Origin of the sequence: Priestia sp. P5, assembly GCF_029522155.1 — a bacterium.
In the GTDB taxonomy this organism is placed as follows: domain Bacteria; phylum Bacillota; class Bacilli; order Bacillales; family Bacillaceae_H; genus Priestia; species Priestia megaterium_E.
The window spans coordinates 1,509,723-1,522,600 of sequence record NZ_JAKWFJ010000001.1; the positions used below are offsets into that span (position 1 = coordinate 1,509,723).

Consider the following 12,878-nt stretch of genomic DNA (forward strand, 5'->3'; position numbering starts at 1 on the left):
AACATGACAATTAAAGAAATGCCTCAGCCAAAAACGTTTGGAGAGCTTAAAAACTTACCGTTATTAAACACAGATAAACCGATTCAAACTTTGATGAAAATTGCGGATGAACTAGGAGAAATCTTTAAATTCGAAGCGCCTGGCCGTGTAACGCGTTACTTATCAAGTCAGCGTCTAATTAAAGAAGCATGCGATGAATCACGCTTTGATAAAAACTTGAGTCAAGCGCTTAAATTTGTACGTGATTTTGCAGGAGATGGGTTATTTACAAGCTGGACGCACGAAAAAAATTGGAAAAAAGCGCATAATATCTTACTTCCAAGCTTCAGTCAGCAGGCAATGAAAGGCTATCATGCGATGATGGTAGATATCGCCGTACAGCTTATTCAAAAGTGGGAGCGTCTAAATACAGATGAGCATATTGAAGTACCGGAAGATATGACGCGTTTAACGCTTGATACAATCGGTCTTTGCGGCTTTAACTATCGCTTTAACAGCTTTTACCGAGATCAGCCGCATCCGTTTATTACAAGTATGGTTCGTGCGCTAGATGAAGCGATGAACAAGCTGCAGCGAGCAAATCCAGATGATCCAGCTTACGATGAAAATAAGCGCCAGTTTCAAGAAGATATCAAAGTGATGAACGACCTAGTAGATAAAATTATTGCAGATCGCAAAGCAAGCGGTGAACAAAGCGATGATTTGTTAACGCATATGCTAAATGGAAAAGATCCAGAAACAGGCGAACCGCTTGATGACGAGAACATTCGCTATCAAATTATTACGTTCTTAATTGCGGGACACGAAACAACAAGCGGTCTTTTATCATTTGCGCTGTATTTCTTAGTGAAAAATCCACATGTATTACAAAAAGCAGCAGAAGAAGCAGCACGAGTTCTTGTAGATCCTGTTCCAAGCTACAAACAAGTCAAACAGCTTAAATATGTGGGCATGGTCTTAAACGAAGCGCTGCGCTTATGGCCAACGGCTCCTGCGTTTTCCCTATATGCAAAAGAAGATACGGTGCTTGGAGGAGAATATCCGTTAGAAAAAGGCGATGAACTAATGGTTCTGATTCCTCAGCTTCACCGTGATAAAACAATTTGGGGAGAAGATGTGGAAGAGTTCCGCCCAGAGCGTTTTGAAAATCCAAGTGCGATTCCGCAGCATGCGTTTAAACCGTTTGGAAACGGTCAGCGTGCGTGTATCGGTCAGCAGTTTGCTCTTCATGAAGCAACGCTTGTACTTGGTATGATGCTAAAACATTTTGACTTTGAAGACCATACAAACTACGAGCTGGATATTAAAGAAACTTTAACGTTAAAACCTGAAGGCTTTGTGGTAAAAGCAAAATCGAAAAAAATTCCGCTTGGGGGAATTCCTTCACCTAGCACGGAACAGTCTGCTAAAAAAGTACGCAAAAAGGTAGAAAATGCTCATAATACGCCGCTGCTTGTGCTATACGGTTCGAACATGGGAACAGCTGAAGGAACGGCGCGTGATTTAGCAGATATTGCGATGAGCAAAGGATTTGCACCACAGGTCGCTACCCTTGATTCGCACGCTGGAAATCTTCCGCGCGAAGGAGCTGTTTTAATTGTAACGGCTTCTTATAACGGACATCCGCCTGACAACGCAAAGCAATTTGTCGACTGGTTAGACCAAGCGTCTGCTGATGACGTAAAAGGCGTTCGCTACTCCGTATTTGGATGCGGCGATAAAAACTGGGCTACTACGTATCAAAAAGTGCCTGCTTTTATCGATGAAACGCTTGCCGCTAAAGGAGCAGAAAACATCGCTGACCGCGGTGAAGCAGATGCAAGCGACGACTTTGAAGGCACATATGAAGAATGGCGTGAACATATGTGGAGTGATGTAGCAGCCTACTTTAACCTCGACATTGAAAACAGTGAAGATAATAAATCTACTCTTTCACTTCAATTTGTCGACAGCGCCGCGGACATGCCGCTTGCGAAAATGCACGGTGCGTTTTCAGCGAACGTCGTAGCAAGCAAAGAACTTCAACAGCTAGGCAGTGAACGAAGCACGCGACACCTTGAAATTGCACTTCCAAAAGAAGCTTCTTATCAAGAAGGAGATCATTTAGGTGTTATTCCTCGCAACTATGAAGGAATAGTAAACCGTGTAACAGCAAGGTTTGGCCTAGATGCATCACAGCAAATCCGTCTGGAAGCAGAAGAAGAAAAATTAGCTCATTTGCCACTCGGTAAAACAGTATCAGTAGAAGAGCTTCTGCAATACGTGGAGCTTCAAGATCCTGTTACGCGCACGCAGCTTCGCGCAATGGCTGCTAAAACGGTCTGCCCGCCGCATAAAGTAGAGCTTGAAGCCTTGCTTGAAAAGCAAGCGTACAAAGAACAAGTGCTGGCAAAACGTTTAACAATGCTTGAACTGCTTGAAAAATACCTGGCGTGTGAAATGGAATTCAGCGAATTTATTGCCCTTCTTCCAAGCATACGCCCGCGCTATTACTCAATTTCTTCATCACCTCGTGTCGATGAAAAACAAGCAAGCATCACGGTCAGCGTTGTTTCAGGAGAAGCATGGAGCGGATATGGAGAGTATAAAGGAATTGCATCGAACTATCTTGCCAATCTGCAAGAAGGAGATACGATTACGTGCTTTGTTTCCACACCGCAGTCAGGATTTACGCTGCCTAAAGACTCTGAAACGCCGCTTATCATGGTCGGACCGGGAACAGGCGTCGCGCCGTTTAGAGGTTTTGTGCAGGCTCGCAAGCAGTTAAAAGAACAAGGACAGTCGCTTGGAGAAGCGCATTTATACTTTGGATGCCGTTCACCTCATGAAGATTATCTGTATCAAGAAGAGCTTGAAAATGCACAAAATGAAGGCATCATTACGCTTCATACCGCTTTTTCTCGCGTACCAAATCAGCCGAAAACATACGTTCAGCACGTGATGGAACAAGACGGGAAGAAATTGATTGAACTCCTTGATCAAGGAGCGCACTTCTATATTTGCGGAGACGGAAGCCAAATGGCACCTGACGTTGAAGCAACGCTTATGAAAAGCTATGCTGACGTTTATGAAGTAAGTGAAGCAGACGCTCGCTTATGGCTGCAGCAGCTAGAAGAAAAGGGCCGATACGCAAAAGACGTGTGGGCTGGGTAAATTAAAAAGAGGCTAGGATAAAAGTAGTTTAGTTGGTTGAAGGAAGATCCGAACGATGAATCGTTCGGATTTTTTATTGATAGGGTGAACGTAGATTTCATCTATTTAGTGGTTTGTAGCGGTTGATCGGAGGGCAAGGCGAAGACTCCTGCGGGAAAAGCGAAGTCTTGAACGAAAATCAACCGCGGTGTCACATGCAAGCCATACGAAATTCATTTCTCCCATTTATTCGTCTTTTGTCCCCACCTCATTTATAGCGCCTTAGCGTTTCTTCTGCGTGACAGCAAATTTTTTCAATTAGCTCCTGAGGTTCTTCAATAAGGGCCTGAGCACCTAAGGTATAGAAAAAAGAAGCCATGTAGTTTAATTCATTTCCATCAGTTATTGTATCGATATAGCCATTCCCATCACGCGCCACCTTCACATGATTTTCAAGCCATGGAACTCCCTTACACTGACGTACGCCTTCGTGCGTCAAGGTTACTTTTAACGAAATCGGCTGTGAGTTTACCGGTTCTGTTTCAAGCCATTCCTTTAACGTAAGAGACATATTTTCGTCTTTTTCTAAAACCTTTAACGAGTGAATACGATCCGCTCGAAACAATAATACTTTTTGCTTATCGTAAGAATAGGCAGGGCAGTACCATAAACCGTTATGAGCATAAATTCCAAGGGGTTTGACTTGTTTTCTTGTTTGACCCGCCTTTGAATCATAAAGAAATTCAATATATTTTCCTGCAAGGCTTGCTTCTAACAGCTCTTTTAAATAAGGAGTATCTAGGTTTCTTTTAGGATTCCAAAACGCAATATGAGCACTCATTTTATCTACTTTTTTCTTTGTTTCCTCAGACAGGTACACATAAAATTTTTGAAGAGCTGCATGAATTTCTGCATCAAACGGAAGGTCATGATAATAGTTCAGAGCTTGATAAGCAAAAAAGATAGAAATAGCTTCTTCTTCTGTAAACAAAATAGGAGGGAGGATACGATTTTTTAACACTCTGTAACCGCCGCTCCGTCCTTTTTCACTGTAAAGAGGCAGTCCTAATTCACTTAAGTCCAGTAAATAGCGCTGGACGGTCCGCACGGAAAGACCAAATTCCTCCGCTAGTTCTTTTGCCGTAAACGTTCTTTTTGTATTAATAAACATGAGCATATCAACAAGCCGTCTAGACTTAGCCATTTATTTTCACCTTTTTCTTTTAATATGACAAAAAGTGTCGTATTAAGATGATATCATACAGAAACAGTAAAGTTGAAAGGAGAAAAGAGAATGAAGAAAAAAATCATCGTATATATTGCCGCAAGCTTAGACGGGTATATCGCAAGAGAAAACGGAGAGATTGACTGGCTGGAAAGCGTAGAAGGAGAGGGAGACAATGGCTACGAAGCGTTTTATCAAACGTGTGATGGGGTCGTTATGGGAAAAGCTACGTACGATCACGTGCTGAAGCTCACACCTGAGTTTCCGTATCTCGATAAAAAGTGCTACGTGTTTAGCCGCTCAGCTCAAGGAAAAGATCAGTATGCAGAGTTTATAAACGAAAGCGTGGCGTCATTTCTCCAAAACCTCAGTCAAGATACGAAAAAAATATGGCTGGTGGGAGGGGCTGATATTCTGGCTGATTTCTTAAAAGCAAAGAGGGTGGATGAATTTATTATATCGGTTATTCCCGTTTTGCTTGGAACTGGTATTCCATTGTTTAAGCCAGGAATTCCCGAAATGAACTTGAAGCTAACTCATATGAAGCAGTACGGGCAAATTGCTCAGCTTTATTATAAAAAAGAATAAGCTTTTCGTAATAAAAACTCTTTCTGTAGTGTCAGTGTGCTCATCGTGTATTTAACATACAGCTATTGTTATTTTAGGGACAGTGACATCAAGACAGGCTTTTTTTCATAGTATATTTTTGGGGTGAGAAAATGCCAAGAGTAAATTATCGAGATTCAGACGTTGCTTTAATGGCAAGGATGATGAGAGCAGAAGCTGAAGGCGAAGGAAAACAAGGAATGCTGTATGTTGGAAATGTCATTGTCAATCGTCTTAAAGCAAACTGTTTAGATTTCAAGAATTTAAGATCCGTTCCGCAAGTTATTTATCAGGTGCAGGGTGGCAACTATTCGTTTGAAGCTGTTCAAAAAGGAAATGTATTTTATCAAAGAGCAAGAAGTGTTGAAAAAAGGTTAGCCAAAAAGAATTTGGATTATTGGAGAGAACATCCGGGGAAATATGCCCTGTGGTACTTTAACCCATCCGCTCCATGCCCTCCAACCTGGTACGATCAACCTGCTTCTGGTCAATACAAAAATCATTGTTACTATGAGCCAAAACCCGGAACATGCGCTAGCGTTTATAACGGGTAGATAGCCTGGGAAATATGCTGCATTCTGAAGGTTGGGCCTCACATCCGAATCTTTAGCTGCAGGAGACAAGGTAGTCGTTCTTCATATAATAAGAGAAAGCCCTCTTTTAATAAAGGGGGCTTTTGGTAATTGGTGCATTCATCATTTTGCTTCAAATTTTATGTTTTTACCAGCAGCAAATTCCTCTTGATTCTTCGTTTTTGTATCCTTTACCACCCAGGACGTCTTTACCTTAGCTGCTGCTAAAATTTCTTTAATTTGCTTATCGTTTAAGCCTTTCGTATAAAGGACAAATTCCCTTGTATAGATGTTTTTATTTTCTTGCTCTTCATCTGCACCGCTGCCAAACCAATATCTTATTTGCTGATCATCTTTTATGTTATTAAAAGCTTCTTTATAGTTAGGCAGCTTAACTTGAATATTCGACAGGTAATCCGTGCCGCGTAAAGTAAGGATCATATGTACTTTGTGAAAATCTTTTTTTGAAGGGCTTGTTAACCCTGATGTTCCAACTTCACTAAATTCTTTTTTCGTCAGCGGTTTAACTGTAGTAGAAACAGAAACTTGCGGGTCTGAGTGATTTGTCGTAACTTCTTCGGTACTGCAGGCGCTTAAAATGATCACCGTTAAAAGAGCATAAACGAACCCCACTACTTTTTTATTCATGCACGTTCTCCTTTGTCATTAATAGATAATGGTACTCATTCGTCGTATTCATTGTATTTACCTCTATTTGTTCCAATGTCCTAATCAACGAAGAAAATCGTAAAAGTATAAAAAAAGAAATGCCGAGGCATTTCTTTTTTCGTTCTATGAGTCTGGATTAAGCGAAGTATGCGTATACTCCGGCATACGCTCTTCTTTTTCCGTTAGCTGAGTATCGGGGCTTTGCTGCTCTTGTGAAACAGGAGACAGCGTGGATTTTTGTTCATGATTCATGTTTGTTATTCCTCCTTATATAAAGTGAGCTGTTAATCAAGTTTATACGTTTACTAATCTTGCTATTAATGTGCGTCACATTGTAAAAAATATACAAATAAAACGTGCATAAATTAAAAATAGTATAAAATACCATGATTATTTTTGTTTTAATACGGGTAGAGTTAAGTACATTACTTTTATCCATTGATGAATGAAAACACATATATATAAAACAAAAGGAGTGGAGAAAGATGAGAAAAGAAGAGCAGCCGGTATTATCTGATTTTATTGAGAAGGACCAATTTGAGTTAAATTCATATTTAACCTCTTTACTTGAAACGACAAGTGAAAAGAAAGAAAATCAAAGTTGATGAATTGAAAACATAAAGGGCTACTTTCCATGTGGAAAGTAGTTTTTTCATTTGTGAACTTGATATATTGGACAACGAGGTGAGAAAGATGAACAAAAGAGACGTGGTTTCGAGAAGTATTTTAACAAAAGCCACCGGCTTTTTGGCATCTGGTTATACTCATAGCTTGAATCCGTATGCCGGATGTGCATTTTCCTGCAAATTTTGCTACGTGCGAGAGCTCCCAATTCAGCGCTTTAAAGAGATGGAGTGGGGGACATGGCTAGAGCTGAAGGTCAACGCAGCTGAAGTCTATCAAAAAGAAATACAAAAACTGCGAAAAAAAGAGCAGCCGGTGCGCATCTTTATGTCTTCAGCGACAGATCCCTATCAGCCTGCTGAGCGTAAAGCAGGCATCACGCGCGCCCTTTTAGAAACGATGATCAATCATCCGCCTGATTTTTTATTGATTCAAACCAGGTCGCCGCTTGTGACGAGGGATATTGATTTGCTTTTAGAGCTTCAAAACGTATGTGGTCTTCGCGTATCGATGACTGTTGAAACGGACCGAGAAGATGTAAAACAAATTTTTTCTCCTTATGCTCCGGGGATGAAACTTCGTATGAACGCGTTAAAAAAAGTAAAAGAAAGCGGAATTTCAACGCAAGTAACCATTGCTCCAATGCTTCCTTTTACGCCTGAATTTCCTGAAAAAATAGAAGGAATGATGGACCGAATTTGCATTGATACCTTGTACTTAGGAGACGGTTCCTTAGGGAAAACGTCTAAAAGGCTAGGAATGCCGGAATTATTTGAGAAGTACGGTTTCCTAGACTGGTATGACAAAGACATTCATGTCAAAGCCATTCGTTATTTTGAAAAATTTTATCCTTCTTCGATGATTTATCTTTCTCAAGAGGGATTTGCCCCGTAAAAAAAGAAGGGCTAGAAGAGCCCTTCTTTTTACATATTAGTTTTTATACGTATCAAACATGTTCGTATCATCAGGTACGTTTTCTAAGTAGCTGATTTTTCCGCTGTCATCTAGCTTAGCAATATCTTTTCCCGTTTGAGTAAAGACGCTGCCAGATGCACGTTTTCCGCATACTGCCCAAGGCGTTTCAAACGTATCAGTACCTTCAACTGCTTTCCAGCCTTCGAACATATGCTTAATATCAGCATTTTCTTTAAACACCATTTTCACAAAAAGCTTCCAGTTTTCAATGCCTTGCTTTTCGTAGCCGTTTAAGACAAATACGATATCGTCTGAAAAAAGCCCTACTAATTCTTCAAACGCTTGTTCGCTTGTACGTGATTGATCGAATAAATCAAAATATCTATTTAAGTTTTCCATGATGATCTCCTTTGAATGCTACAGCACCATTTTTTCTTCTACTGTTGCTTTTAACATGTCCAGGTTTTCTTTCGGACATTTTTTGTGAATTTCATTTGTGAGCGTAGCAATGGTTTGCCGTTTTAAGATAGACTGCCACGAAGATTCGGCTTCTTCCATTAAATCGGATAATAAGCAAATATCTTTGTCTTTTAAGTTAAGCATGTCGTGAAAAATACCGCTTGATGAGTAAAGAGACTGTTTACCTTCAATGGCTACGTATACGTCATAAATACGAATTTCTTCCGGCGTTTTCTTTAAGCGAAATCCACCTTTGCTACCAGGAACGGAAGCAAGTAAATCAGCGCTAACCAGCTTGCGAAGAAGCTTTTGAAAATACGTAGGCGAACCCCCAAGCTGAGTGCTGATGACATCTCCTGGCAGCACCGCTTTTTCAGGTAAAAACGTCAGCAGCAAAATAGCATACACCGATTGCTCAACGCCTGTTTTCATATGCAAAAACATCATCTCCTGCTATATGTGTACAAAGTGGATAATGATTATCCACTTTTAGGTTATCATACCGCTTAGGAATCAAAAAGTAAAGCAGTTACTTAATATGCACGTGATATTCGTGTATACTGTGAAAGAAGCAGCAACAAAATACGGAGATGAGAGAATGACAACTATTGCAGATATCGCTCGGCTTGCAGGAGTAGCAAAAAGCACTGTATCCCGCTACCTTAACGGAGGGTCTGTGAGCGATGCGACGAAACGAAAAATCGAAGGAATTATTAAAGAAACAAACTATAGCCCAAATGCTTTTGCTCAAAGCTTAAAAGCAAAAAAAACAAATATCATCGGTGTCATTGTTCCGCGCATGGGTTCTTTTGCGACTTCCCGCACATTAGATGGTATTGACCAAGAACTTAGAGACCACCACTATCAAATGATTATTTCGAATTCTAATCAAGATTTAGAAAGAGAAATCGAAAATATTTATACGCTGGCTAAGCAGAAGGTAGCTGGTATTATCCTGCTTGCCGTTCAAATCACTAAAGCTCATTTAGAAGCGTTCCGCGCAATTTCAATTCCCGTTTTGCTAATTGGACAGCAGCATGAAGAAGTCCACAGTTTAATTCACCAAGACTACGAGGCTGCATGCGACATTGGAAGGTACATAGGAGAAAAAGGACATAAAAAAATTGCTTTTTTAGGCGTAACCGAAAAAGACATAGCTGTAGGTGTAAAGCGAAAAGAAGGCGTAAAGGAAGGTCTTAAAGACAGAGACTGCGAGATCCGCTGTTATCAAACAAGCTTTAACATGAGCGATGCAATCGGGGCCGCTACGGCTGTGATGAAAGAATTTAATCCGTCTATTATTGTATGTGCGACCGATAACATTGCGCTTGGCACATTAAAGGCAGCTTATTTAAACGGACTGCGCGTTCCAGAAGATGTATCCATTACCGGCTTTGGAGGCTACGAAATTACAGGTGTGATTCATCCCAGCTTAACAACCGTAAAATATTACTATAAAGAAGCGGGACAAATGGGGGCACAGCGAATCATTAAGCTAGTCAACGGAGAGGAAGTCGAAAAGCTTACACTTTCTAACTATGAATTGATTGAAAGAGAAAGCGTTGACAATCGTTTTACATAAAAAACGATTGACAGAATGTAGGAGATGCTATAGTATAAGTGGTGTAAATACAAACAAATAATTGAACGTATCTCCTAAAGGGGAGTAGCTTTAACAGCAAAGTCGTCATTACAGAGATTATCTCTCGGCTTTGTTGGCGACATTATGTTGTTAGCAAGACCTTTACCGCTTATTTGGTAAGGGTCTTTTTTGTATTCAATTATAAAAAAGGAGGAAAAGGCTCGGACATTTAGCGGAGAAACGTTACATAAAAAGAGAAGGTGGAGGTAACTATGGAGGAACTAATTGGCGTATCAGTGCAAGGTTTGCTGCAAATTATTTTTCTTGATTTAATTTTAAGCGGGGATAACGCGATTGTGATTGCAATGGCGGCTCGTAATGTACCAAAAGATTTACAAAAAAGAGCGATTTTAATTGGAACAGGCGGCGCGATTGGTCTTCGATTATTATTTGCGGCTATTATTGTCCCTTTATTGAAAATACCATTAATCGGAGCGGTCGGCGGTTTGATGCTAGTGTGGATTGCATATAAATTATTAGCGGACAATCACGATCACGGCGACAATCCTCAAGGTGGAGCAACGGTATGGAGCGCGGTTAAAACGATCATTATCGCAGATGCGGTCATGTCATTAGATAACGTATTAGCTCTAGCAGGTGTAGCTCACGAATTTGTCCCGATTATGATTGGTGTATTAATTTCAATTCCGATTATTATTTGGGGAAGCAGCTTTATTATGAAAGCAATGGAAAAATTTCCGATTATCATTTACGCTGGAGCGGCGATGCTCGCATGGTCTGCTGGAAAAATGATTGTTGAAGATAAAATTATCGGCGGATTTGTTCCAAGCACAGCTTTACATCTCGCTGTTCAAATCATCTTAACCGTTGCAGTTGTAGGAATTGGGTACATGAAAAACAAAAAAATGAAAAAAGAACAAGCCCACGCAGCATAAAAAAGAGCGTACGGATGATCCGTACGCTCTTTTTTTATGATTCGGGGTAGTGCATAAGCAAAAAAAAGCTTGCTTCTTCTTCAGAAGAATTAATATAGCTGTGAGAGGTATTTCCTGAAAAATGCAGAGCATCTCCCGATACTAATTCATGTTCTTCATTTTCAAAACGAACCGTTAATTCACCTTCTTTAATAAGTAAGTATTCATCTCCTAAATGAGTTTTCGCTTCGTGCACGCATCCAGGCTTTAATGTGACGATGTAAATTTCAAACTTTTTTTCCGGATGATAAGGAAAAAAAGAATACACTAAGTAATCACCTTTGTTGTCCGTGATGGGATCTAACTGTTTTATGCTTACTTTCTGCACATCTGGAGTGTCTTCTTTCATAAATACAGAAAAAGAGACTTGAAGGCCGTTGGCGATTTTCCAAAGCGTGGTAACCGTGGGACTGGATTTACCTTTTTCAATTTGTGCAAGCATTGCTTTACTAACACCGGTTAATTCGGAAACTTGATCAAGCGTCATATTTCGATTTTTTCGTAATTTAACAAGATTTTTAGCAATAATATCTTGAATCGCGTCCATTGTTGTACTCCTTTAATGATTATAAAGATAGTATAACATACCGTTGTTTAATATAACGTATAGATGTATAATATAGCAGAAAAGGAGGGAGTACGGTGATTGCAGAAAAAGCAGTACAGCAAAGAGAAGAAGGGGACTTAACGTTCAGACAAGGGGCTAAGGATTGTATCCCTACGCTACTCGGTTACATAAGTATAGGGCTTGCGGCTGGAATTGTTGGAGTATCCTCGCATCTTTCCGTTATGGAAGTTACTTTATTATCAGCGCTCGTGTATGCCGGGGCAGCACAGTTTATTATTTGTGCGCTGATGGTTGCGAACAGCTCGATTTCAGCCATTATTCTCACAACATTCATTGTAAACTTACGACACTTTCTTTTGAGCGCTACGGTCGCGCCTAAATTTACAAAATATTCGTTATTAAAAAATGTTGGAATTGGAGCCCTTCTAACGGACGAATCATTTGGGGTATCTTCAAGTAAAATTACAAAAGGTGAGCCAATTAATGACCGCTGGATGAACGGATTAAATATAACGGCTTACGTCAGCTGGATTATTGCCTGTACGGCAGGAGCTATTTTTGGTCATTTGCTATCAAATCCAGAAGCCTTTGGGTTTGATTTTGCCTTAACAGCTATGTTTTTAGCTCTGCTTGTTTTACAAATCGAAAGCGTGTTACCTTCAAAGCTTAATCATTACTTACGTTTGATTCTTTATATGGCGATTCTTATGATTGTGCTGTCTTTTTTCGTACCTTCACATGTGGCTGTATTGATTTCAACAATTATTGTAGCGACAATTGGGGTGGTGACGGATAAATGAGCATCCACTACCCAACACTCATCGTTATTTTAGGGTGTGCCCTTGTTACCGTAGTTCCGCGCATTGTTCCGTTTTTAGTTGTACGTAACATCGCGCTGCCAGAACCCGTATTAAAATGGCTATCCTATATTCCTATTTGTATTTTAACCGCACTTGTTGTAGAAAATTTTATCATTCAAGCAAATGACAGTGTAAAGATTAACTGGCCCGTCATTATCGTAGTCATTCCAACCTTACTGATTGCCCTGAAAACCAAAAGCTTATCCATCACCGTTATTAGCGGAGTTGGAATGATGGCGCTGCTTCGTTTTTTTCTTTGGTCATGAAAGCTCAAGTTATGCTCTTGAGCTTTTTTACTGTCTCCTTTACGCACGCTTTTTCATATAGTATGATAAGAGTGTAAATTAGAAGCCAATGAAAACTAAAATATAGATGAGGTGCTTTTATGAGCGGAGTAGTATCTAAATAGGAACAATTGAATGAAATAAATTAAATAAGCACGACGGGTATTTTTTGGAGAGTGAAGGTACCCTTTATTTGCTTATGGATTTATTTCACTGCCTATGAAGATACCTACAATGCTTTATAAAGGGTTCGGCATTTGTCCCGAAAGAGGCGTTTGTTTTTACAGAGCTTTCTTTTGTGATATGTGTTTAGACACCTTATGAACGCAAAAAGCTGTGGGATCACCACAGCTTTTTTTTATTTACCTTTTTCATTGCCTTCTAATA

At 40.0% G+C, this 12,878-nt stretch carries 14 protein-coding genes; 8 read left to right on the top strand and 6 right to left on the bottom strand.

Annotation, left to right across the window (positions count from 1 at the left end):
• The first annotated feature begins 3 nt into the window (after nt 1-3).
• Complete coding sequence (locus MMB69_RS08250) at nt 4-3,153, top strand: bifunctional cytochrome P450/NADPH--P450 reductase (protein WP_277447570.1); 3,150 nt, start codon at nt 4-6, stop codon at nt 3,151-3,153.
• 247 nt (nt 3,154-3,400) lie between these two features.
• Here the strand turns inward: MMB69_RS08250 and MMB69_RS08255 are convergent, their stop codons facing one another.
• Entirely contained in the window at nt 3,401-4,336 is a 936-nt protein-coding gene (locus tag MMB69_RS08255; RefSeq protein ID WP_221784147.1) for a helix-turn-helix transcriptional regulator, read from the bottom strand.
• A 90-nt stretch (nt 4,337-4,426) separates the two neighbouring features.
• Here MMB69_RS08255 and MMB69_RS08260 point away from each other — a divergent pair, with 90 nt between their 5' ends.
• Together MMB69_RS08260 and MMB69_RS08265 are read left to right on the top strand one after the other, a co-directional pair.
• On the top strand, nt 4,427-4,945 hold the full coding sequence (locus MMB69_RS08260) for a dihydrofolate reductase family protein (RefSeq protein ID WP_277447571.1): 519 nt from the start codon (nt 4,427-4,429) through the stop codon (nt 4,943-4,945).
• A 131-nt stretch (nt 4,946-5,076) separates the two neighbouring features.
• On the top strand, nt 5,077-5,517 hold the full coding sequence (locus MMB69_RS08265; RefSeq protein WP_013057931.1) for a cell wall hydrolase: 441 nt from the start codon (nt 5,077-5,079) through the stop codon (nt 5,515-5,517).
• 141 nt (nt 5,518-5,658) lie between these two features.
• On the opposite strand, the gene MMB69_RS08270 is transcribed toward MMB69_RS08265, so the two are convergent.
• Nucleotides 5,659-6,183 carry a hypothetical protein gene (locus MMB69_RS08270; RefSeq protein ID WP_257041321.1) on the bottom strand — a complete coding sequence of 175 codons (525 nt, stop codon included), beginning with the start codon at nt 6,181-6,183 and terminating at the stop codon, nt 5,659-5,661.
• 144 nt (nt 6,184-6,327) lie between these two features.
• Nucleotides 6,328-6,456 carry a hypothetical protein gene (locus tag MMB69_RS08275; RefSeq protein WP_255219776.1) on the bottom strand — a complete coding sequence of 43 codons (129 nt, stop codon included), beginning with the start codon at nt 6,454-6,456 and terminating at the stop codon, nt 6,328-6,330.
• A gap of 441 nt (nt 6,457-6,897) precedes the next feature.
• Here MMB69_RS08275 and MMB69_RS08280 point away from each other — a divergent pair, with 441 nt between their 5' ends.
• Nucleotides 6,898-7,722 carry an SPL family radical SAM protein gene (locus tag MMB69_RS08280; RefSeq protein WP_264407976.1) on the top strand — a complete coding sequence of 275 codons (825 nt, stop codon included), beginning with the start codon at nt 6,898-6,900 and terminating at the stop codon, nt 7,720-7,722.
• Between the two features lie 36 nt (nt 7,723-7,758).
• Here the strand turns inward: MMB69_RS08280 and MMB69_RS08285 are convergent, their stop codons facing one another.
• Nucleotides 7,759-8,142 carry a nuclear transport factor 2 family protein gene (locus tag MMB69_RS08285; RefSeq protein ID WP_277447572.1) on the bottom strand — a complete coding sequence of 128 codons (384 nt, stop codon included), beginning with the start codon at nt 8,140-8,142 and terminating at the stop codon, nt 7,759-7,761.
• Between the two features lie 18 nt (nt 8,143-8,160).
• Entirely contained in the window at nt 8,161-8,640 is a 480-nt protein-coding gene (locus MMB69_RS08290; protein WP_013057917.1) for an RrF2 family transcriptional regulator, read from the bottom strand.
• Nucleotides 8,641-8,800: 160 nt separating this feature from the next.
• Here MMB69_RS08290 and MMB69_RS08295 point away from each other — a divergent pair, with 160 nt between their 5' ends.
• Both MMB69_RS08295 and MMB69_RS08300 read left to right on the top strand, forming a co-directional pair.
• Entirely contained in the window at nt 8,801-9,784 is a 984-nt protein-coding gene (locus tag MMB69_RS08295; protein WP_221784156.1) for a LacI family DNA-binding transcriptional regulator, read from the top strand.
• 272 nt (nt 9,785-10,056) lie between these two features.
• Nucleotides 10,057-10,740 (top strand): TerC family protein, encoded by a 684-nt coding sequence (locus MMB69_RS08300; RefSeq protein ID WP_014459272.1) that lies wholly within the window; start codon nt 10,057-10,059, stop codon nt 10,738-10,740.
• 34 nt (nt 10,741-10,774) lie between these two features.
• On the opposite strand, the gene MMB69_RS08305 is transcribed toward MMB69_RS08300, so the two are convergent.
• Nucleotides 10,775-11,326 carry a helix-turn-helix domain-containing protein gene (locus MMB69_RS08305; protein WP_264407973.1) on the bottom strand — a complete coding sequence of 184 codons (552 nt, stop codon included), beginning with the start codon at nt 11,324-11,326 and terminating at the stop codon, nt 10,775-10,777.
• Nucleotides 11,327-11,421: 95 nt separating this feature from the next.
• Here MMB69_RS08305 and MMB69_RS08310 point away from each other — a divergent pair, with 95 nt between their 5' ends.
• Both MMB69_RS08310 and MMB69_RS08315 read left to right on the top strand, forming a co-directional pair.
• Nucleotides 11,422-12,147, top strand: a complete 726-nt coding sequence (locus MMB69_RS08310) for an AzlC family ABC transporter permease (RefSeq protein ID WP_221784160.1) — start codon at nt 11,422-11,424, stop codon at nt 12,145-12,147.
• Nucleotides 12,144-12,473: an AzlD domain-containing protein gene (locus MMB69_RS08315; protein WP_057235064.1), complete on the top strand. Its 330-nt coding sequence runs from the start codon at nt 12,144-12,146 to the stop codon at nt 12,471-12,473. The genes MMB69_RS08310 and MMB69_RS08315 overlap by 4 nt, the downstream gene beginning before the upstream one ends.
• The last annotated feature ends 405 nt before the right edge of the window (nt 12,474-12,878 follow it).